This window comes from Candidatus Pelagibacter ubique HIMB140, from assembly GCF_025558165.1.
GTDB classification, from domain to species: Bacteria; Pseudomonadota; Alphaproteobacteria; order Pelagibacterales; family Pelagibacteraceae; genus Pelagibacter; species Pelagibacter ubique_T.
This window is the reverse complement of record NZ_LAMZ01000001.1, coordinates 1,288,700-1,308,991: the sequence shown is the minus strand read 5'-3', so window position 1 is coordinate 1,308,991 and position 20,292 is coordinate 1,288,700. Positions and strand designations below refer to the sequence as shown.

At 32.7% G+C, this 20,292-nt stretch carries 21 protein-coding genes; 14 read left to right on the top strand and 7 right to left on the bottom strand.

The window, feature by feature from the left end; genetic code table 11:
- The 4 genes from VP90_RS07005 to VP90_RS06990 form a co-directional block, all read right to left on the bottom strand.
- Window positions 1-1,032 carry a quaternary amine ABC transporter ATP-binding protein gene (locus tag VP90_RS07005; protein WP_262590400.1) on the bottom strand — a complete coding sequence of 344 codons (1,032 nt, stop codon included), beginning with the start codon at window positions 1,030-1,032 and terminating at the stop codon, window positions 1-3.
- A gap of 65 nt (window positions 1,033-1,097) precedes the next feature.
- Window positions 1,098-1,649 (bottom strand): hypothetical protein, encoded by a 552-nt coding sequence (locus tag VP90_RS07000; protein ID WP_262590399.1) that lies wholly within the window; start codon window positions 1,647-1,649, stop codon window positions 1,098-1,100.
- Window positions 1,649-2,026, bottom strand: a complete 378-nt coding sequence (locus tag VP90_RS06995) for an MORN repeat-containing protein (protein WP_262590398.1) — start codon at window positions 2,024-2,026, stop codon at window positions 1,649-1,651. Before VP90_RS06995 ends, VP90_RS07000 begins: the two co-directional genes overlap by 1 nt.
- Before the next feature lie 82 nt (window positions 2,027-2,108).
- Window positions 2,109-3,053, bottom strand: a complete 945-nt coding sequence (locus tag VP90_RS06990; RefSeq protein ID WP_262590397.1) for an ABC transporter substrate-binding protein — start codon at window positions 3,051-3,053, stop codon at window positions 2,109-2,111.
- 145 nt (window positions 3,054-3,198) lie between these two features.
- Between VP90_RS06990 and gcvT the strand changes: the two genes are divergently transcribed.
- The 14 genes from gcvT to VP90_RS06920 all read left to right on the top strand — a co-directional run bounded on the left by gcvT (window position 3,199) and on the right by VP90_RS06920 (window position 18,388).
- Window positions 3,199-5,538 carry a glycine cleavage system aminomethyltransferase GcvT gene (gene gcvT, locus VP90_RS06985; protein WP_262590396.1) on the top strand — a complete coding sequence of 780 codons (2,340 nt, stop codon included), beginning with the start codon at window positions 3,199-3,201 and terminating at the stop codon, window positions 5,536-5,538.
- A gap of 3 nt (window positions 5,539-5,541) precedes the next feature.
- Window positions 5,542-5,892 (top strand): hypothetical protein, encoded by a 351-nt coding sequence (locus tag VP90_RS06980; RefSeq protein ID WP_262590395.1) that lies wholly within the window; start codon window positions 5,542-5,544, stop codon window positions 5,890-5,892.
- Between the two features lie 101 nt (window positions 5,893-5,993).
- Window positions 5,994-7,322 carry an NAD(P)/FAD-dependent oxidoreductase gene (locus VP90_RS06975; protein ID WP_075506192.1) on the top strand — a complete coding sequence of 443 codons (1,329 nt, stop codon included), beginning with the start codon at window positions 5,994-5,996 and terminating at the stop codon, window positions 7,320-7,322.
- Window positions 7,323-7,392: 70 nt separating this feature from the next.
- Window positions 7,393-8,862 (top strand): glutamine synthetase family protein, encoded by a 1,470-nt coding sequence (locus VP90_RS06970; RefSeq protein ID WP_262590394.1) that lies wholly within the window; start codon window positions 7,393-7,395, stop codon window positions 8,860-8,862.
- A gap of 30 nt (window positions 8,863-8,892) precedes the next feature.
- Entirely contained in the window at window positions 8,893-9,837 is a 945-nt protein-coding gene (locus VP90_RS06965; protein WP_262590393.1) for a glutamine amidotransferase, read from the top strand.
- Window positions 9,825-10,679 (top strand): GXGXG motif-containing protein, encoded by an 855-nt coding sequence (locus tag VP90_RS06960; RefSeq protein ID WP_262590392.1) that lies wholly within the window; start codon window positions 9,825-9,827, stop codon window positions 10,677-10,679. Before VP90_RS06965 ends, VP90_RS06960 begins: the two co-directional genes overlap by 13 nt.
- The gene (locus VP90_RS06955) at window positions 10,679-12,082 is read left to right on the top strand and encodes an FMN-binding glutamate synthase family protein (RefSeq protein ID WP_262590391.1); all 1,404 of its coding nucleotides are present in this window, start codon (window positions 10,679-10,681) and stop codon (window positions 12,080-12,082) included. The genes VP90_RS06960 and VP90_RS06955 overlap by 1 nt, the downstream gene beginning before the upstream one ends.
- Before the next feature lie 9 nt (window positions 12,083-12,091).
- On the top strand, window positions 12,092-12,505 hold the full coding sequence (locus VP90_RS06950; RefSeq protein ID WP_075506197.1) for a hypothetical protein: 414 nt from the start codon (window positions 12,092-12,094) through the stop codon (window positions 12,503-12,505).
- Between the two features lie 127 nt (window positions 12,506-12,632).
- Window positions 12,633-14,033 carry an ammonium transporter gene (locus VP90_RS06945; RefSeq protein ID WP_262590390.1) on the top strand — a complete coding sequence of 467 codons (1,401 nt, stop codon included), beginning with the start codon at window positions 12,633-12,635 and terminating at the stop codon, window positions 14,031-14,033.
- A gap of 11 nt (window positions 14,034-14,044) precedes the next feature.
- The gene (locus VP90_RS06940; protein ID WP_262590389.1) at window positions 14,045-14,275 is read left to right on the top strand and encodes a hypothetical protein; all 231 of its coding nucleotides are present in this window, start codon (window positions 14,045-14,047) and stop codon (window positions 14,273-14,275) included.
- Window positions 14,276-14,334: 59 nt separating this feature from the next.
- Complete coding sequence (locus VP90_RS06935) at window positions 14,335-14,484, top strand: hypothetical protein (protein WP_262590388.1); 150 nt, start codon at window positions 14,335-14,337, stop codon at window positions 14,482-14,484.
- Window positions 14,485-14,501: 17 nt separating this feature from the next.
- The gene (gene glnT, locus VP90_RS06930; RefSeq protein WP_262590387.1) at window positions 14,502-15,827 is read left to right on the top strand and encodes a type III glutamate--ammonia ligase; all 1,326 of its coding nucleotides are present in this window, start codon (window positions 14,502-14,504) and stop codon (window positions 15,825-15,827) included.
- 3 nt (window positions 15,828-15,830) lie between these two features.
- Window positions 15,831-16,961, top strand: a complete 1,131-nt coding sequence (locus tag VP90_RS06925; protein ID WP_262590386.1) for a diaminopropionate ammonia-lyase — start codon at window positions 15,831-15,833, stop codon at window positions 16,959-16,961.
- A 5-nt stretch (window positions 16,962-16,966) separates the two neighbouring features.
- A complete protein-coding gene (locus VP90_RS06920; RefSeq protein ID WP_262590385.1) occupies window positions 16,967-18,388 on the top strand; it encodes a cryptochrome/photolyase family protein in 1,422 nt (473 codons plus the stop codon).
- Between the two features lies 1 nt (window position 18,389).
- Here VP90_RS06920 and VP90_RS06915 read toward each other — a convergent pair whose 3' ends face one another.
- Genes VP90_RS06915 through VP90_RS06905 form a run of 3 tightly spaced genes read right to left on the bottom strand, consistent with a single transcriptional unit; the run spans window position 18,390 to window position 20,292 of the window.
- A complete protein-coding gene (locus VP90_RS06915) occupies window positions 18,390-18,809 on the bottom strand; it encodes a secondary thiamine-phosphate synthase enzyme YjbQ (RefSeq protein ID WP_262590384.1) in 420 nt (139 codons plus the stop codon).
- Complete coding sequence (gene zapE, locus VP90_RS06910) at window positions 18,806-19,861, bottom strand: cell division protein ZapE (protein WP_262590383.1); 1,056 nt, start codon at window positions 19,859-19,861, stop codon at window positions 18,806-18,808. The genes VP90_RS06915 and zapE overlap by 4 nt, the downstream gene beginning before the upstream one ends.
- Window positions 19,861-20,292, bottom strand: a complete 432-nt coding sequence (locus VP90_RS06905; protein WP_262590382.1) for a hypothetical protein — start codon at window positions 20,290-20,292, stop codon at window positions 19,861-19,863. Before VP90_RS06905 ends, zapE begins: the two co-directional genes overlap by 1 nt.

Below are 20,292 nucleotides of genomic sequence, written 5' to 3'. Positions count from 1 at the left end.
CTAGCTACTATTTTTTCTTCCTCCAAAAACTGTATCAATGATTGTTGAAGGTTTTATTGAACCAATAATATTGTTATTGGAGTCAACTACACCTACAATTTTTTCTTGAGTAAGAATTTTTTCTGCAACATTTTCGATAATGTCATCTTTTGAAACTTTTAAATCTCCTAAATTATTTTTATTTGAACTATCCATTACATCCTCAATCACTAAAACTTTTTCTCTTGGAACTTCTTCAGTAAATTTTCTTACATATTCTGTAGCTGGATTTAAAACAATGTTAGCAGGTGTATCTAACTGTTCTATAACACCATCTTTCATGATCGCAATTCGATCTGCTAATTTTAAAGCTTCATCAAAATCATGAGTAATAAACATAATTGTTTTTTGTAATTTTTCTTGCAATCTTAAAAACTCGTCTTGCATTTCTTTTCTTATTAGTGGGTCTAATGCTGAAAACGGTTCGTCTAAAAACCAAATATCAGGTTCGACTGCTAAAGATCGAGCAATCCCAACTCTTTGTTGTTGACCTCCTGAAAGCTCTCTTGGAAAATAATTTTCTCTTCCATCAAGTCCAACTAGCTTAACCATTTCCATTGCTCTACTAATACTATCTTCAGTCTTAATACCCTTTATCTGAAGTGGGAAAGCAATATTTTCTACGACTGTTTTATGAGGCAACAAGGCAAAGCTTTGAAAAACCATTCCCATTTTGTTTCTTCTAAGCTCAATTAATTCTTTATTATTCAATTGAAGTAGATCTTGACCTTCTATGAAAATTTTTCCTCCAGTTGCGTCTGTTAATCTTGAAATACATCTTAGTAATGTTGATTTACCTGAACCAGATAAACCCATTACTACTAGCATTTCTCCTTTTGCAACTTCAAACGAAGCGTTGTTAACTCCAACTATGCATCCGTTTTCTTGAAATGTTTTTGCGTCTACATTCCCGTTAGATTCCTCAAGCATTTTTTTGGAATTCTCACCAAAAATTTTATAAACTGACTCACACTTAATAACGGTCTCAGACATAAATCTTTTCAAAGTTATATGAAATTTAATAAAATTTAAATGTTAATTATTGTAACCTTTCATCATTAAAAATTCTTAATATAGTAAACTCTTGTATCAATACCTGTACTTAAAAAACTCAAAGCTTCGCCACTAACTGTAATAGTTTCATCTACCCCAACATTGTTTCCGCTTACTGTAAAACCTGCATAACACTTGCCTTTTTCTTGATCCCATTTGACAAAAGTTTCATCAATTTTATTTCCGTTTATTGTGTAAATCTCATGTGCTCTAAAATTTAAAAAATTGGCACCCATAATTGCTCGTTGTGGAATTAATTTCGTAGCTTTACATACTTGCTCATATACCTCATCAGTTAATCTATAGTGGTCAGTTCCATCGAAGGATACTAAAATTCCTGAAGGTAATTTAGATATCAACTCACTTAGTTTTCTCTCTTCAGCAATTCTTTGTTCTTCCAATTTCATTTTTTCTACAAGCTCGTCTCCCCCTCCAAATATTCCATTTAAAACAGCAAAAAAAGCTATCACTATTGCAGTAACAATAACTAAACCAATAAATTGCTTCGTTGAGTTTGAATTGTCTTCAGTTTTATTTAAACTATTTTCTTTTGACATTACTCTTGTAACTTTCCGTTTACCCAAGTGCCTGATTTTTGTTTTCCATCTGCCCAAGTAAATGTTCCTTGTCCATTCATAAAACCTTTGGACCATTCACCGTCATAAGTAGATCCATCTGGAAAAGTTAAAACTCCTTTTCCGCTCCATTGACTATTTTTAAATTCACCTTTGTAAATATATCCGTTTGGCCATGTCTCAACTCCTTGACCTTCTTTTTTAGTTGCAACCCACTCACCTTCATAAGTTGTCTTATCGGTATAAATCCATTTACCAAAACCATTTTCACAGTTTCCTTCTTTACATCCTGTACTTCGGCCAAATGCAGATGAGTTAATTAAAGAAATTAAAAATATGAAAATTAGAAATTTTTTCATTTTGTCACTTTACACAAATTAGAATAAAAAAAAATCCCCCCCAAACAAGTTGGGGGAGATTTTAATTTTTTAACTTTTACCCTTATTTAGTAAAAGGTTTCCAAACTGACTCATTATCAGCTAACCATTTTTTAGCTGCATCTTCGTGAGTCATTTTATCAACATCAACTAAAGCTGCCATCGCACCAATGTGACTTGTTGAGAATGACATCTTTTTAAATGCTGCTGCTGCGTCTGGGTGAGTTTTTGGGAAATCCTCATGAACTGCTTTTTTCAAGTATCCATCAGGAGAACCACATTTACCATCACCACCATCTTCTGGTCTGCAACCTGCTGTGTATGGAGGGAAGTCAATAAATGTAAAACCAGCACCATCTGTAAAGTTTGGTGTCCAGTTAAAGATTATAGTTCCTCTTCCTTCTTTTTCAGCCGCTGCTAATTCAGCCCAAAGTGCATCTGCACCTCCAGCAAATTTAACCCACCAAAGATCACCTAAACCTAAAGCTTCAACTCTTTGCGGTATTAAATCACCATGCCAACTTTGAGGTCCTTCCAACATTCTTCCTTTTCCATCTGGTGAGTCAGGTGTTGTAAAGTTTTTAGCACAGTCTGGATTTTTTAAAGCTGTCCAATCTGGTAGACCTGGGCATAAACCTTTTTCAACAACCCAGTTTGGGTAACCCATATCTTCAAGAGTTCTTGCCTCATGATCACCCCAGTCAAGTAAACCACCTTTGTCTAAAGCAGTAGTAAATGACTTACCGAATGCAGACTCCCATACTTCGTGAGAAATAGTTACGTCTCCAATTCTGATTGATTCATAAACTGCTTGTGAGTCAGCGTTTACATATTTTACGTTGTTACCCATGCTTTCAAAAATTCCACCAATAACGTAAGCCATTACAATTTGAGATGACCAGTTATGAGTTGGGATTACGATGGGCTTTTTGCTATCAGCGTTAGAAATTCCTGAGAAACTTACTACAGAAATAACTAGAGCAGATAATAATGACATTATTTTTTTCATTTTTTTCCCCTCTATTAATATTAATAACAACACTCTATGTTAAAACGAATAGCTAGGTAAAGAATTATTAGTTCTAAAAAATATATATATATTTAATCAATAAAAATGGTGATAAAAAATATATCAATATTAAAAAATTTTAAAAATGTTTGGAACAAGTAAAGACATTAAAAATCCTGGACTAAATATTTTACCACCTGGAGTTGAACGACATATTGTAAATGGCGGTGCTCTTACTGCTTTTCAAATTTTTCCAGATGATGAAATAGAAATAATCAACGATGAAGGAAATCAAATTTGTGAAATAATTTGTTTTAATAAAGATGGAAAGTCAGAATTAGGAATTTTAAATTTAAAAGAAAATAGTCAAAAAAATTTCATAAGAGATATTTTAAGTGGAAAAGATGAAACAATCTTAGCAACAAATTATCAATTAAAAAAAAGAAACTTAAATATAAAAGAGTCTAAATCATCAATAGTTTTTGATCTTGATACAAAAGCTGAAGAAAAGATAAAACTTAAATCAAAAGATAAATGTTATGCAATCTTTGCTGCACCAGGTGAAGATATGGATGTTACCAAACAAAATCCACCAACAGATTTAACAATATTTATTAAAAGAGCGAAGGTAATAAATGATAAAGAGTTAAGTGTTATCCCTGATCCAGTTTTTGAACCACTTTATGAAGAAAACATAGATAAAGAAACTTCAACATCTTACCAAGTTAAAGAAGGAGATTATATTCAAGTTATAAGTCCAACTGGAAGACAATGTTCAGACTTTGTAGCATTTGATACAAAAAAATTAGAAAAAGGAATAGAAAAAGGATTGGATTGGCAAACAACTAGAACTTTTATGGGAAATACTTTTCCTGGTCCTGGATTGCATTCAAAATTTTATGATACTGATCATGAACCCTTGGTAGAGGTAATAAGAGATACAGTTGGTAAGCATGATACTTTTAATCTTGCATGTACTTCAAAATATTATGAAGATGCTGGTTACTTTGGTCATCCTAATTGCTCTGACAATTTAACTGAGAGTATGTCTAAATATGGAGTTCAAAAACAAAAAGGATGGCATGCAATTAATCTATTTTTTAATACATCTGCTGCTGGATTAAACTCAGTAATATCAGATGAATCTTATTCTAGACCAGGTGACTATGTAATGTTTAGAGCGTTAAAAGATTTAACAATTGGTACTACGGCTTGTCCTAGCGATATTGATGCTTGTAATTCATGGAATCCTACTGAAATTTTTGTTAGAACTTATGACAAAAATAAAGAATTTAGAAAGTCATTTGCTTTTCGGATGAAAACAGATTCAGAAAAAAAACTAACTAGAAATTCAGGTTTCCACGAACGAACATCTCAACTAACTAGAAATTATGTTGATGCAAGAGGTTTTTGGCTTCCAAATGATTATACAAAACACGGTATAGTAAATGAATATAATGCCTGCAGAAACGATGCGGTATTAATTGATTTATCTTCACTTAGAAAATTTGAAATAATAGGTCCAGATGCTGAAGAATTATTAAACTACACACTTACTAGAAACATTAAAAAATTATCAGTTGGTCAAGTTGTATATTCTGCAATGTGTTATGAAAATGGAATGATGTTTGATGATGGAACATTATTAAGATTAAGTGAAACAGGATTTAGATGGATATGTGGTGATGAGTATGCTGGAGAATGGTTAAAAGAAATAGCGAAGAAAAAAAATTTTAATGCAAATGTTAAAAATTCAACCGACCAAATTAGTAATGTTTCTATACAAGGTCCAAAAAGTAGAGACATTTTAAAAAAGATAATTTTTACACCACCCACTCAACCATCTATTGATGAGCTTGGTTGGTTTAGATTTACAATTTGTAGAATTGAAGAATTGCAAGGTATTCCGCTAATCGTTTCTAGAACAGGTTATACAGGTGAGCTTGGTTATGAAGTATGGTGTCATCCAAATCATGCTCCTGAAGTTTGGGATAAATTAATGGAAGCAGGAAAAGATGATGGTTTAATTCCTGCTGGTTTTGCAGCTCTTGATAAACTTAGAATAGAAGCTGGGTTAATTTTATTTGGAAATGAATTTGATGGTCAACAAGACCCCTTTGAAGCAGGGATCGGTTTTGCGGTTCCCTTAAAAACAAAAGAAGAGGATTTCATAGGTAAAGAAGAATTAATAAAAAGAAAAAACAATCCACAGAAAAAATTAGTTGGATTAGAATTAATTGGAAAAGAAATTGCAGGTCATGGTGATTGTGTTCATATTGGTAGAGCTCAAGTGGGTATTGTTACAAGTGGATGTCTATCATCAACTCTAAATAAAAATGTAGCTCTTTGTAGAATTGATTCTCAATATTCAGAAATTGGAACAGAAGTTGAAATTGGAAAAATAGATGGTCACCAAAAAAGAATTGATGCAAAAGTCGTAGAATTTCCATTCTATGATCCAACTAAATCAAGAGTAAGATCTTAAAAAATGCCAAAAGAAAAAAAAACCCTATTAGATTTCTGGGAAGAACAAATGAAACAATCCCATACTTCTAGTAATTATTTTTTCAGAAAGTCACCTTCTCATTATCACATGATGTTATTAGTTATGTCAGCTTTTAAAGAAGGTACAAAATTATCTGTTGAAGAATTAAAAACAAAATTATTTAAAACATCTAGGCCAAAATCAGCTTTGATAATTACAGAGGCTTGTGAAAAAGGATTCTTTAAACTGGAAAAAACTTCAACTGACCAGCGAATTAAAAATATAGTCCCAAGCGAGTCATTTATTAAAGAGTTTAATGACTATTTAGATACGCTCAAAAACATAAGTTATTAAATAAATTTTGATAACTGAAAATAATATCTAATTTTTATATATAAAATTTACTTCTATAAATAATTATATTAATTGCTCGCATCAAAAAATAGTGTTTTGGTATGACGACATTACCTTCAAAAGCAAAAGTAGTGATAATCGGTGGTGGAATACACGGTTTAAGTACTGCATGGAAACTTTCAGAAACTTACAAGAATCCTGGTGACATAGTTGTATTAGAAAAAAAAGATACAGCTGCTGGTGCAAGTGGAATTGCATGTGGAGTTGTAAGAAATAATTATTTTCAGCCGGCAATGAGAGAATTGATGGCACATTCAGTTTCAGTTTGGGAAAGTGATCCTAAAGCATTTAAATATAATCCAGTTGGATACTTACAAATATCTCCAGAAGTAATGCACGAAGATGTTGCAAGTATATATGAACAACAAAAAGCAATTGGATATGAATCAGTTTTTATTGAAGGTGAAAAAGATTGCACAAATTACATGAAGGGAATTTTTGATGATTGGCAAGCTCAAGGTATCACTTCTGTACTTCATGAAAAAAAAGGTGGATACGCATTTAATAAAGATTCAATTAAAGCCCTAGAGAACAAATCTACATCTAATGGTGTCCAAGTCATGAAAGGTGTAAGAGTGACTGGTTTTAAAAAAGGAAGTAACAGTCAAGCAGTAACTGGTGTTGAAACTGACAAAGGAACTATTGAGTGTGAACAAGTAGTTGTTGGTGCAGGACCATGGGCAAGAGATTTTTGGAATATGTTAGAGTTACCAAAGACAGCTCACATAAAAGGTAAAGATGGTAAGATGCATGAAACTGATATGTGGACTTACTGGATGCTTCAAGAAGGAGTTATCGGTGTTGAGCCAGATTTCTTAAAAACAAATGATGGTAAGCAACCACCTGTAGTTCACGTTGACTCAACAGCACCTCTATACTCTGACAAAACAAAAAAATTATTAACAGATAAAATTTGGGGAATTTATTATAAACCTGATATCGAAGGTTTAGGTGTACAAGGTGGAACTTCTCCTTACATTGTTAAAAAACATTTTGATCAAGTAAATGTTGATCCTTATGGAATTGAATCTCCAGAGTATCAAACAACAGATGCTTTTAGTGAAATGTGGTGTTCAGCACTTGCGCACTGCCAAAAAAGATTTGAAGGAAAATCAGATTTATACAGAAAAGGACCATCAGGTGGTTTAGGATGTATGACACCTGACTCTTTTCCTATCTTCGATAGATTTTTTGAAAACGTTTACATGATTGCTGATGCTAATCACGGATATAAAATGATTGGTGTTGGTGAACTTGTTGCAAAAGAAATTCTTGGTACTGAAAGTGATTTATTGAAGCCGTTTAGATTCAACCGTTACGAGAAGGGTGAACTTCATCCTACTTCTAACAGTCCGTTCCCTTGGAGTTAAACTCTAAGCCTAGACACAAATAAAGTTTTCAGCTACGCTTGAATAATTAATAATTCATTGAGGGGTGAAAATGACGGATCTAGAAAAACATGTTAACCAACCAGGTAGAGCAAAACTAGTAAAAAAAGTTCGAGAAAAAATTAACGAACTTGGAATAACTTATATTTATTATCAATTTATTTCTGTAACAGGAAGAGTTGTAGGTAAAGGTATACCCGCAGATCACTGGGAAAGAACAGCAGAAAAAGGATTTCAATTAGTTTATGGAGCAACAGCAAACTTATTTTTAGATCGCCACAATAATTACATTGGTTATGGTCCAGAAGCTATGGAGCTTGTTGGAATACCTGATCCAGAAACTTTTGTGCAACTACCTTGGGACAAAAGAGTTGGAAGAGTTTTTGTAACATGTTTTAGAAACAGAGAAGAAAGACAAAATCCAGGCGGTCACTTAACTTCAGACTGTAGAGGAAATCTAAGAATTTTCATGGATGAATTTAAGAAAAAACATGGTCTAGAATTAAGAGTTGGTACTGAGCCTGAAATGATGTGGTTAACAAAAAATGAAGATGGTACCCCTACAGGTAAAGGTTTTTCTAAACCATTCTGTTATCACATTGATCAATTTGAGTCGTTAAGACCAGTATTTATGAAGGTAATTGAATACGCAAAAGCAATGGGACTTGATATGATTCAAGGAGACCACGAAGATGCACCAGGTCAATTAGAATTAAACTGGACTTATGATAACGTCTTAAGAAACGCAGATAGATTATCAACATATAGACAAATTTGTGCTCAAGTTGCAAGAGAGCATAATTTGATAGCCTGCTTTATGACTAAACCTTTCATGGGAGTTTCTGCAAGTGGATGTCATACAAATATGTCTTTATGGAAAGGTGGAAAAGTTAAAGTAAACAAACTTGGAAACAAAAAACTTCCAGGTGTTGAAGAAGTGTTTAGTTACGTTGAAGGTGGAACGAATACTTTTATGCCTGATACTAAAGATATGCAGTTACCAGGTAAAATTGGTTTACAATCAATTGCAGGTATCATGGAACACTTACCAGCACTAACAGCATTAGGATCTTCTACAGTTAACTCTTATAGAAGATTATGGGATCAAGGTTTCTGGGCACCAGTTTATGCTGACTGGGGATACCAAAATAGAACATGTGGATTAAGAGTTTCTGCACCAGGTAGATTTGAATACCGATCAGTAGACTCTATGCATAATCCATACTTATTAGGTGCAGCGTTACTAAAAGCATGTGATCATGGAATTAGTAAAAAATTAAAACCAGCTGCTCCTGAGTCTAGAAATATTTACGAAGCTCAAAAGGCTGGTAAAGATGTTAAAAAACTTCCATTAAGTCTTGGTGAAGCTTTGGCTAGACTTGCAGAGGATGAAGTAATTAAATCTGCAATGCCAGATGAAATGTATAAAGTTTTCCATTGGTACAAAAACGATGAGTGGGAAAGATTCTTGGGTGCTACAACTCAATGGGATCTGGATACTTATCTTGATTGCTTACCGTAGGTCATAAAATAATAGAAAGGGTATAAAAATATGTGTGGGATAGCAGGATTAATTCATAGAGGAAAATCCTCAAACGTTGGAAGCGAATTACAAGGAATGCTTCAGGCGTTAAAACATAGAGGTGAAGACTCAACTGGATATGCTTTGTATGGAGATACAGATGGCAAAAATTTCATCATGCGTTTTAAAGTTGGTGAGAACGTTGGAGAAGGAAGTTCGTCTGTTATGGAAGATGTTTCTGTATATGATGAAAGAAAAAAAGTTGTAGATCAAACTCTAGCTGAGATGGGAGCAAAAGTTATTAAAGAAGAAAGAACGCTTCCCTATTCTTTAAGATATGAGATTGATTATAACACAAAAGATTTGTTAGATTTTTCTCAAAGAATAGAAAGTATTCCAGGTGTAGAAATTTTATCTATGGGTAAATCATTAGAAGTTATTAAAGATTTAGGTAACGCAAAAATGGTTTGTGATAGATATAGTCTAGATAAAGTTGTGGGAACTCACGCAATAGGTCATGCTAGAATGGCAACTGAATCTGGTGTTGATATCAAATCTGCCCACCCTTTCTGGGGCTATCCTTTTAGTGACGTTTCTGTAGTTCACAATGGTCAGTTAACAAACTATTGGAACAATAGAAGAGTATTAGAAAACAAAGGAATGAGATTTATGTCTGAGTGTGACTCAGAATTAATCGCAGTTTATCTTGCAGAAAAAATGAGAGATGGTGCAACTTTAGAAGAAGGCATGAAAGAGAGTTTAACTGGTTTAGACGGTGTATTTACTTACTTCGTAGCTACAAAAGACTCTTTGGGAATGGCTAAAGACACTATGGCTGCAAAACCTTTAGTTTTATATGAGTCAGATGATTTAGTTGCAATGGGATCAGAGGAGATAGCTATTAGATCTGTGTTACCACAAGAAATAGACACATATGATCCATTTGATGGGGAGGTTAAAGTATGGCAAATCTAAAAACAGTATCAAAAAAATCTAAAGCCCAATCAATGGGTATGCATACCGAAGTTCTAACAGGAAGAACTCAACAAAAATTCTTTAACCCAGATGAGGCAGAGAATTTTTATTACTTCGGTACTTATGACGTAGACTTTAACAAAAGAACTGACCTTGATGTTAAAGATATGACTGCTGCAGAAGCTAATAAAGAAATTGATAATTTAATGAGCCAAGGTTACGGAACAATTGTAATCAAAAACCCACAAGGAAAACATAGTTTGGGTGTCGGTATCCTTAATAAATTAAATTTAATTTTTGAAGGAAGTTTGGGTTATTTTGGAATTGGTTCGTGTGATGGACCAATTGTTAGAATCAATGGAAGAGTTGGTTGGTCTTGTGCAGAAAACTTGATGGCCGGTAAAGTTGTAATTGAGAAAAACGCTGGATCATGTTTTGGTGCAGCAATCAGAGGTGGAGATTTAATCTGCAAAGGTAGCGTTGGCGCTAGAACTGGTATTGATATGAAAGGTGGAACTATCATCATTGGTGGTGATGCTGGTGCTTTTACTGGTTTTATGATGCAAAGAGGAAGAATAATAATTCTTGGAGATGTAGGAATTAACCTGGGCGACTCAATGTACGATGGGACAATATTCGTAGGAGGAGAAATTGGATCTTATGGTAGTGATGCTGTAGACGCTGAATTAACAGCAAGCGACCAAGATTGGCTAAAAAGAAAATTAAAAGTTGCTGAAATTGGTGAAAATTTTGACGTAAGTAAAATGAAAAAAATTGTAGCTGGTAAAAAACTTTGGAATTACGATAATTTAGAACCTACAGAGAAGAAGGGAGCAATTTAATGCCTAAGAAAAAAAGTAAAAAGAATGGTAAAGGCGTTGGTGGAAAAGCTGACGTTCATGTTCATGAAGAAGGTAAAAGAAATAAAAGTCTACTAGGACATAATGCTATTTTTACTCCTGAAGTAATAGACGACATTCACATCAAATCTCAATTAGGAAGATACAGAATGCGTGGAATGGCATTAATGAAAAAAATTCCAACATTTGATGATTTGGTATTTTTACCTGGAACACTTACAAGATTTGTAATCGAAGGTTACAGAGAAAAATGTGAAACTAAAACTGTAATTGGTCCAAGATGTGAAAACCCAATTGAGTTAGATATACCTGTTTACATTACAGGAATGAGTTTTGGTGCACTTTCATATGAAGCAAAAACTGCTTTAGCAAGAGGAGCTACTATGGCAGGAAGCGCTACTTGTTCAGGTGAAGGTGGAATGATACCAGATGAAAGAAGATATTCAGAGAAGTGGTATTACCAATGTATTCAATCAAGATATGGTTTTAATCCTCATCACGCTCAATTAGCTGATGGAATTGAAGTATTTATTGGACAAGGACAAAAAGTAGGTATGGGTGGACACTTAATGGGTCAAAAAGTAACCGACCAAGTTGCAGAAATGAGATCACTACCATCTGGTATTGACCAAAGATCACCTGCAAGACATCCTGACTGGTTAGGTCCAGATGATTTGGCTCTAAAAGTTGAAGAGTTAAGACAATTAACGAAAAATAAAGTTCCAATTCAGTTAAAACTTGGTGCATCTAAAGTTTATGATGATGTGCGTATGGCTGCAAAATGCGACCCTGACTCTATTTATTTAGATGGTATGGAAGGATCTACTGGAGCAGGACCACACATTGCTGCTGCAAATACTGGAATTCCAGGAATTGCTGCTATTAGAGAAGCAAGAAGAGCAATTGATGATGTAGGTAAAACTGGAAAAGTAACGTTAATCTACGCTGGTGGTGTAAGAGATGGTGCTGATATGGCTAAAGCTTTAGCTCTTGGAGCTGATGCAATTGCTATTGGTACTGGATCGATGATTGCACTTAACTGCAACAAAGATATTCCAGAAGCTGATTTCGAAAAAGAAATGGGTGTAAAAGCTGGGGAGTGTTATCACTGCCATACTGGAAGATGTCCAGTTGGTGTTGCTACTCAGGATCCAAAATTAAGAGCAAGATTAAATCCTGATGATGCAGCATTGAGAGTATATAACTATCTACACTCAATGACTTTGGAGGCTCAATTATTAGCTAGAGCTTGTGGTAAGACGAATATTCATTCGTTAGAACCAGAAGATTTAGCGGCTTTAACTTCTGAAGCTTCTGCATTAGCGAAAGTTCCACTTGCAGGTACAAACTACACTGTTGGTGTTGATAACTATCATAAAATATAAGAGGTAACGATGGCTAAAAAGAAAACTAAAAAAACTAAATCGAAAGCTAAAGTTTCAAAAGTTAAGTTTGGAGTAAAAAAACAAACTGCTAGAGAAAAAATGATAGGCCAGTCGATTGGTTATAGATATGACGTTAACCTGTTGCCTGATTATAAAAAAATAACTCCATTCTTAAAAAAATATATTGAGGCAATGGGATGGGATGATTTAAATTGGTTGGAAGATGTACACATGGGTTACGAAGAAGGAAGACCTGCTGTATTTTGCAGAAATGCAAATGGATGGGTGACAATTCCAAAATCAATTAAACTACCTAACAATCAACAAGACAGAGACATGATTGCAAGAGAGCTTTTAGTTAAATTTCAAATGTCTCCAAAACATCCTCTTGTTGATTTGAAAAAAGCATACCTAAAATTTTAAATAACAATCAATAGTTGATTTCAATTCTAAAAACCTAGTGACCACACTAGGTTTTTAGTCTCTCTTTATATTTGTAACTAACCTAATAATTTTATAGGGTTTAGGATAACAAATATGGAGAGAGAATATGACTGATCAGTTAGCTGCTCTTACTACCATATTTACAGAGTTCTACTACTGGGTAACAGTGGTGCTGATGTTTTTAATTCACGTTGGATTCTGTATGTATGAAGTTGGAGCTTCTCGATACAAACACCATCAACATACTCTTATGAAAAACACAATGCTGATACCTTTGGTAACAGTAACTTGGTTTTTATTTGGTTGGTGGATTTACTGGGCTTTTCCAACAGGACCTGGATTAGCACCTTCAATAATGAATGAGAGTACTGCTCTAATCACAGACGAGTCTGCGTTTAGTGCTACTTGGTATACAGCTACAAGTGAACTTATGGCTATCAATCTAGGAGATCATATTTCTGGTGTCTTCTGGGCTGCTTTCCTTCTGTTTTCTTGGACAGCTGCTTCTATCGTTTCAGGAGCAATCATTGAAAGAATTACAACTTTTGCATTTGGTATTCTAGCAATTGCAATCGGATCTGTATTTTGGACAATTGATGCTGCTTGGGGATGGCACTTTGATGGATGGATGTTAAAACTTTTAGGATATCATGATGCATATGCATCAGGAGTAATTCACGCAATTGCAGGTGGATTTGCTTTAGGTGTTCTTGTGGTTTTAGGTCCAAGAATTGGAAAATTCTCATCAAGTGGTGAACCTAGAAACATAGGGCCTAGAAATCCTTGGTTAGTAACAGTTGGATTGTTTTTAATTTATACTGGTTTCTGGGGATTTTATGCTGCATGTAACATTCCAATTTTCGACTTAGGTCCAGAATATGGAATGGAAGGTATATCTTATTGGACAGCTACAAACATTTACGTAACTCCTACTACACTTAGTGGTATTACCTTTAACTTCTTGATGTCATTATCAGGAGGATTACTGGCTGGATATTGGATTGCTAAAGGTGATCCTTTCTGGACTTACTCTAGTGGACTAGCAGGTGTTATCTGTGCTTCAGCTGGAAATGACTTATATCATCCAATTCAATCAATGATCATTGGTATGATCGGTGTTGTGATTGCATACAAACTACATTACTGGGTTGAACGTAAGTTCAAAATCGATGATGCGGTTGGTGCAGTAGCAGTTCACGGTTATGCAGGATTTGTTGGTCTTGTAATTTGTGGTTTTGTTTTATGGGGATACCCTTCATCTGGTTACAGTGTAGGTGCTATGTGGGATGGAACTACTTATGCAACAATCAATCCTCTTGGACAGTTCATCGGAGCAATAATTATGTTTGTTGTTCTTGGACTAATACCAGGCTATGTCATAGCTAAAGTGCTTCACGGTATGGGTAAATTAAGAATCCCTCGAGAAGTAGAAATAGCTGGACTAGATTATGAAATGATGGAGGCTGCTAAAGAAGATGAAAAAGCAGTTTCATCTGCAACCAGGTAAAGGAGAAATATATGGCTACAGTAACAAACTGGATAGATCACCTTAACAAACCAGCTGAAGAAGTAGTTGGTGCTGTTTACCCTGGTGCTGGATCTAGTGAAGGAATACTAGTAATCATTGCTGTAATCTTATGGATTGGTTGGCATGTCTTAACTGCAAAATCTGAAAGTGAAGAACTTTCAAGATTAGCAAAGAAGAGACATAGTGCTAATGACCATAAAAGCAATATTACCGATTGGTAATTAAACTTTAAATTTGGGCGCTATTTTAATTAATAGTGCCCTTTTTAATTTAAACTTTTATGACAGATGAAAATGAAGAATTAAGACCCTCAAAAATGAGGGGAGTTGCATTTCCTAAAGCTAAATACGGTGTAATTTTAGCAATAATAATTATTATAGTTGTAAATCTAATTTATTATAAAGAAACTATCTTATCTTTTTTTAAATAATTATGTTAAGCTAAGCAATGGCTAAAGACTTATTTAAAATTGCAAAACAAAAAAAAATTAAATATTTTTTAATTAGCTTTGTCGATCTTTTTGGAGTTTTAAGATCAAAACTTGTTCCAGCTCATGCGATCAAAGAAATGCAAAGTGCAGGCGCTGGTTTTGCTGGTTTTGCAGCATGGCTAGATATGACACCAGCAGACTCTGATATGTTTGGAATCCCCGATCCTGATAGCTTAATTCAATTACCTTGGAATAAAGAAGTTGGATGGTTAGCATCTGATTTATGGATGGACGGTAGACCAGTAGAAGCATCGCCAAGAGTAATGTTAAAAAATCAAATCAAAAAACTTAAGAAACAAAATTTAACAATGAAGTCGGGTGTTGAATGTGAATATTTTTTAATATCACCTGATGGAGATTCAATTGCAGACCCAAGAGATACACAATCAAAACCTTGTTACGACCAATCTGCGCTGATGAGAAGATATGATTTAATAAAAGAAATTTGCGACTGTATGATTGAAATGGGATGGGGCCCATATCAAAATGATCATGAGGATGCAAACGGACAGTTTGAAATGAATTGGGATTATTCTGATTGCTTAGAAACTGCAGATAGACACACATTTTTTAAATACATGGTGAAAACAATTGCTGAAAAACACGGATTAAGAGCAACCTTCATGCCTAAGCCATTTAATAATTTAACAGGTAATGGATGTCATGCTCACGTATCAGTTTGGCAAGGTAAAAAAAATATATTCTTAGATAAGTCTGATAAACTTGGATTAAGTAAAATTGCTTATAATTTTTTAGGTGGAGTAATTAAAAATGCATCATCGTTATCAGCATTTTTTAACCCAACAATTAATAGCTATAGAAGAATAAATGCACCACCTACGAAATCTGGAGCATCATGGTCACCAAGTAGTATTTCTTACACTGGAAACAACCGAACACATATGATTAGAATTCCTGATCCAGGAAGGTTTGAATTAAGATTAATGGATGGATCAGCAAATCCATATTTATTACAAGCTAGTATTTTAGCGGCTGGCTTAGATGGTTTAAAAAATAAAATCGATCCAGGTAATCCTTTGCATTGTAATATGTATGAAGACTTTGCAAAATATCCTGACTTACCAAAATTACCAGATGAACTAGATCAATCACTTTCTCAATTAAAAGATAATAAAAGTATGAATGAAGCTTTTGGATCAGATGTTATTTCAAGTTATATAAAATTAAGAGATACAGAAATCAAAGAATTTAAATCAAAAGAAAGTTTTGATAAAGCCAAAGCAGTTACTAAATGGGAAAAAGATAACACATTAGATTGTTAGTTTATGAGTATTTTATCTAACGGTCATCAATGGAAATTGACTGAATTTGCTGATAATAAAAAATATTCATTTGATAGAGATCAAATCTTAAGCTCATTAACCTCAAAAGATCTAGATGATGCTTATAATTCTATCTCAAAGTGGGAAGGATACTCCCCTACACCATTAATTAAATTAAACAAATTAACTAAAGAATTAAATTTAAAAAATATTTTTTATAAAGACGAAAACAAAAGATTTAATTTAAAATCCTTCAAAGCTTTAGGAGGAGCATATGCTGTCGAAAAAGTTACCAAAGGAAATAAAGAAATAGTCGTAGCGACTGCTACAGCTGGAAACCATGGTAGATCTGTTGCTTGGGGTGCAAAAAGATTAGGTTTAAAATGCAAAATTTTCATAAGTGAATTTGTAAGTGATGCAAGAGGTAAAGCTATGGAAGCACTTGGTGCAGAAGTTATAAAAGTTAAAGGCAATTACGAAAATTCTTTGATTGAATGCATAAAACAATCTACAGAAAATAATTGGCAAATTGTTCAGGATGTTGCTTGGAAAGATTATATGCTGGTTCCTAAATATACAATGGCTGGTTATTCAGTAATGATGAGAGAAATAGCTGAACAAATTAGTGATGAAAAAATTTCTCATATTATTCTACAAGCTGGAGTCGGTGGTATGGCTGGTGCAATGGTAGCTGGAATAGCAAGATATCTAAATAATATTCCTACGATAATTGTAGTAGAACCAGATAGTGCAGCTTGCGTAATGGAAAGTATTAAAACTGGAAAAATTGAAAAAATTGATATTAAACGAGAAAGTTTAATGGGTGGGATGTCGTGTGGAGAAGTGTCACTTGTGCCATGGGAAATCTTAAAAAACTCAGTTAAACACTGTATAAGTTTACCTGACGATGATATTGCAAAAACTATGAAATTACTTGGAAATGCAAGCTTTAGTGAAGAGAGTATAATTGCAGGTGAAAATGCTGCACCAGGTGTAATTAGTTTAATTGCAAGCTGTGAAGATGAAACAATTAAGACAAAAATTGATCTTAATGAAAATTCTAATGTATTAATTTTTGGTTGTGAGGGTGATACCGATCAAGAAATGTATCAAAAATTAGTAAATCAAAAATAATTATAATGAAAAGCACTGGAATATTTTGGATTAGAGAAGATTTTAGAATTGATAATAATCCAGCTCTTTCCTTTGCAACTAATAATCATGAGAATGTGATTGCGTTATATATTTATAACAATAATGAATTTGACAACAAAAGAGAAGCTCAGAAATGGTGGTTATTTAAATCATTAGAGTCAATAAAAACAGAACTTTCAAAATTTAAAATCAATCTAGAAATTTTAAAAGGTGATGAGTTAGATATTTTTTCAAAGCTTAAAAAAAAAGATAATGTATGTATCTATTGGAATAAAATTTATGAACCAGATGTTATATCTAAAGGAAAAAAAATAAGAGATCTATTTATAAAAAACGAAATAGAATACAAATATTTTAAAGGAAATATTTTAAATGAATTTCAAGAAGTAACTAAAAATGATGGTACACCATTTAAAGTATTTACACCTTTCTGGAGGACTGCTGAAAAAATTTATCTAAATCAACCTCCAACTAAAAATTATACTATAAAAAAGAAAACTAAAGCCATCAATTATTTTAAGAATTCTATAGATCTCAAAAATATTTTACCTAATAAAAAATGGTATGAAAAATTTGATAAATATTGGAAAGTTTCAGAAAATGATTCTCAAAAAATTCTAAAAGATTTATTAGAAAATAAAATTAAAGATTATGGGACTAATAGAGATATCCCTTCTATAAATGGTACTTCTAGGTTGTCCCCATATTTAAAATTTGGTCAAATTCATGTAAATACAATTTGGAAAAAGTGTAGTGAGCTAAAATCAAAAGGAATAGGATATAGAAAATATATAAATGAACTTGGTTGGAGAGAATTTTCTCATAGTCTAATTAATTATTTTCCTGAGTTTTTAAAAGGCAACTTTAGAAAAGAATTTGATAAATTCCCATGGGCTAAAAATGAAAAATTTTTGAAAGCATGGAAAAAAGGTATGACAGGGTATCCGATAGTTGATGCTGGTATGAGAGAATTATACGAAACTGGATGGATGCATAATAGAATTAGAATGGTTGTAGGATCCTTTTTGGTAAAACATTTGAGAATTAATTGGATAGAGGGAGAGAAGCATTTTAGAAATTGCTTACTTGATTTTAATAAAGCTAATAATGTAGCACAATGGCAATGGGTTGCAGGTTGTGGAGCAGATGCTGCGCCATACTTTAGAATTTTTAATCCTATTCTTCAGGGTGAAAAATTTGATAAGGAAGGAATTTATGTAAAAAAATGGGTTCCTGAATTAAATAAAGTTCCTGCAAAATTTATTCACAAACCTTGGGAAATGGAAGTCAAATATCAAGAAGCTATTAAAACAATTATAGGTAAAGACTATCCACAACCAATAGTTGTTCATGAAAAAGCAAGAGCTGCTGCATTGGATGCATTTCAATCTCTGAAGAAAAAATAACTTATTCTCCCAAAAAATGGTGAATTATAGATCTTTTTTGAGACACTAATCTATGTTCAAACAGATAGAGACCTTGCCAAGTTCCCAGTAATAATTCTTTATTTTTAATACTAAGAGAAATTTGATTATTTGTTAAAGCAGATTTTATATGAGCTGGCATATCATCTTTACCTTCAGTTGTATGAATATAAAGCGAATTATCCATTGGTGCTAACTTATCAAAATATTTAATCAAATCAGTTTGTACATCTGGGTCGGCATTCTCCTGTACAATTAAAGAAGCACTTGTATGCTGAATACTTAAATTTAAAATTCCATTCTTAAAATTATTTTCATTTATCCAATTAAGAGTTTGATCTGTAAATTCATATAACTTTTGACCATTTGTGTTTATTTGAAGATTAAAAAATTCTTGTTTCATGAATTCATCACATTAGATGTTAATTCGTATAATCTACTGATTGTTCTCTCAAATGGTTTTTTTAATAGTTTTGATGATGTAAATTTATCCAAACTTTGATTAGCTGTTACTGCAATTGGAACACTATTATCATAAATTATATCTAATAAAGTTATAAATCTTTGTTGTTGGTTAGAATTAAAATTATCAAACTGTGGTATTTGATCGATTACTATAAAAACACAATTTTTAATAATTTCTAAATAATCTTCTGCACCTAAATTCTGGTCACATAATGTTTTAAAATCAAATCTAGCCACTCCTTCATAAAAATTTTCTATTTTAAAATTTCTTCCTTTTACATTAATTATTTTCTCAGTTTTATTTTTATCTTTAGTAATAGTTCTAAAAAATTTATTTATTTTAAAATTGGTTTCTTCATCAAGTGGAAAAAAGTATCTATCTTGAGAATTATTAGATTTTCTATAGTCATCTTCTATTACAAGTTCGTATTGAAAAGATTGATCCTCCATTATTTTTATAAATGGTTTGAACTGATCTCTTTGAAGACCATCTTTGTAAAGCTCAGAGATTTTAGTATTGGAAGTTACAATTATTTTTATATCTTCTTTGAAGATTTGATCAAATAATTTTCCTAAAATCATAGCATCAACAATGTTGGTTACTTGAAACTCATCAAAGTAAATTATCAATGCTTTTGATTTTAAATCTTTAACAAATTCATTAATAATATTTTCTTGATTACCACCTTTTCTTTCGTGAACAAAATTATGAAAACTCAACATAAACTCATTAAAATGTGACCTTAGTTTCTTATGATCTAATTGATCAAAAAAGAAATCTAAAATCATTGTTTTGCCTACACCAACATCACCATATAAATAAAATCCTTTTTTAAAAGATTGGCTTTGAAAAATTTTTGATATTAATGATTGAAAATTACCCTCGTAGTATTCTTGTAATTTTTTTACTAAATCTATCTGACTAGGATTAATTTCTAAATTTTTTTTTTTACAGTGAGATATAAATTCTTTTTCAAAAGGTAAGGCCATTAACTTCTTTTAGTTTTAAAATCGATACCATATTCTGATCGTGGTCCTTTTCGTAAACCAAATGGTCCTGGAATAAATATTGTCATTGGTTTTGTGCCTGGTTCTAAATCAACTCTATGAAAAGCATTTGCCGATCTAAAACCAATGTATCCAGGCTTTCGCCAAAATCTTCCATTTTTTGTTGTTTCCCAGTACCCTCCTCTTAATATTATAGTAATGTATGGGCATAAATGATTATGCACCCCATCACCATGATCATCATCTAACATTTCATGAATCAATATATTAAACGGAAACCATTTAGGTCTATTTCTGAATATCACATAATATCTATTCATCCACGGTTTTGCTTGATCAAATTTTGGGTGTGACGGTCCTCTATCTAGAACTACTTTTTTTCTTCCGATCTTTTCTAAAAATTTCAAGATCAT

Excerpts from the sequence above, each read along its gene's own strand:
- VP90_RS06950 (WP_075506197.1), top strand. The coding sequence starts at position 12,092 with ATGGCTAAAAAGAAAACTAAAAAAACTAAATCGAAAGCTAAAGTTTCA.
- VP90_RS06925 (WP_262590386.1), top strand. The coding sequence starts at position 15,831 with ATGAGTATTTTATCTAACGGTCATCAATGGAAATTGACTGAATTTGCT.
- VP90_RS06995 (WP_262590398.1), bottom strand. The coding sequence starts at position 2,026 with ATGAAAAAATTTCTAATTTTCATATTTTTAATTTCTTTAATTAACTCA.
- VP90_RS06915 (WP_262590384.1), bottom strand. The coding sequence starts at position 18,809 with ATGAAACAAGAATTTTTTAATCTTCAAATAAACACAAATGGTCAAAAG.
- VP90_RS06990 (WP_262590397.1), bottom strand. The coding sequence starts at position 3,053 with ATGAAAAAAATAATGTCATTATTATCTGCTCTAGTTATTTCTGTAGTA.
- glnT (WP_262590387.1), top strand. The coding sequence starts at position 14,502 with ATGGCTAAAGACTTATTTAAAATTGCAAAACAAAAAAAAATTAAATAT.
- zapE (WP_262590383.1), bottom strand. The coding sequence starts at position 19,861 with ATGGCCTTACCTTTTGAAAAAGAATTTATATCTCACTGTAAAAAAAAA.
- VP90_RS06920 (WP_262590385.1), top strand. The coding sequence starts at position 16,967 with ATGAAAAGCACTGGAATATTTTGGATTAGAGAAGATTTTAGAATTGAT.
- VP90_RS06975 (WP_075506192.1), top strand. The coding sequence starts at position 5,994 with ATGACGACATTACCTTCAAAAGCAAAAGTAGTGATAATCGGTGGTGGA.
- VP90_RS06980 (WP_262590395.1), top strand. The coding sequence starts at position 5,542 with ATGCCAAAAGAAAAAAAAACCCTATTAGATTTCTGGGAAGAACAAATG.
- VP90_RS06935 (WP_262590388.1), top strand. The coding sequence starts at position 14,335 with ATGACAGATGAAAATGAAGAATTAAGACCCTCAAAAATGAGGGGAGTT.
- VP90_RS06905 (WP_262590382.1), bottom strand. The coding sequence starts at position 20,292 with ATGATCTTGAAATTTTTAGAAAAGATCGGAAGAAAAAAAGTAGTTCTA.
- VP90_RS07000 (WP_262590399.1), bottom strand. The coding sequence starts at position 1,649 with ATGTCAAAAGAAAATAGTTTAAATAAAACTGAAGACAATTCAAACTCA.
- VP90_RS06970 (WP_262590394.1), top strand. The coding sequence starts at position 7,393 with ATGACGGATCTAGAAAAACATGTTAACCAACCAGGTAGAGCAAAACTA.
- VP90_RS06945 (WP_262590390.1), top strand. The coding sequence starts at position 12,633 with ATGACTGATCAGTTAGCTGCTCTTACTACCATATTTACAGAGTTCTAC.
- VP90_RS06965 (WP_262590393.1), top strand. The coding sequence starts at position 8,893 with ATGTGTGGGATAGCAGGATTAATTCATAGAGGAAAATCCTCAAACGTT.
- VP90_RS06940 (WP_262590389.1), top strand. The coding sequence starts at position 14,045 with ATGGCTACAGTAACAAACTGGATAGATCACCTTAACAAACCAGCTGAA.
- VP90_RS06960 (WP_262590392.1), top strand. The coding sequence starts at position 9,825 with ATGGCAAATCTAAAAACAGTATCAAAAAAATCTAAAGCCCAATCAATG.
- VP90_RS07005 (WP_262590400.1), bottom strand. The coding sequence starts at position 1,032 with ATGTCTGAGACCGTTATTAAGTGTGAGTCAGTTTATAAAATTTTTGGT.
- gcvT (WP_262590396.1), top strand. The coding sequence starts at position 3,199 with ATGTTTGGAACAAGTAAAGACATTAAAAATCCTGGACTAAATATTTTA.
- VP90_RS06955 (WP_262590391.1), top strand. The coding sequence starts at position 10,679 with ATGCCTAAGAAAAAAAGTAAAAAGAATGGTAAAGGCGTTGGTGGAAAA.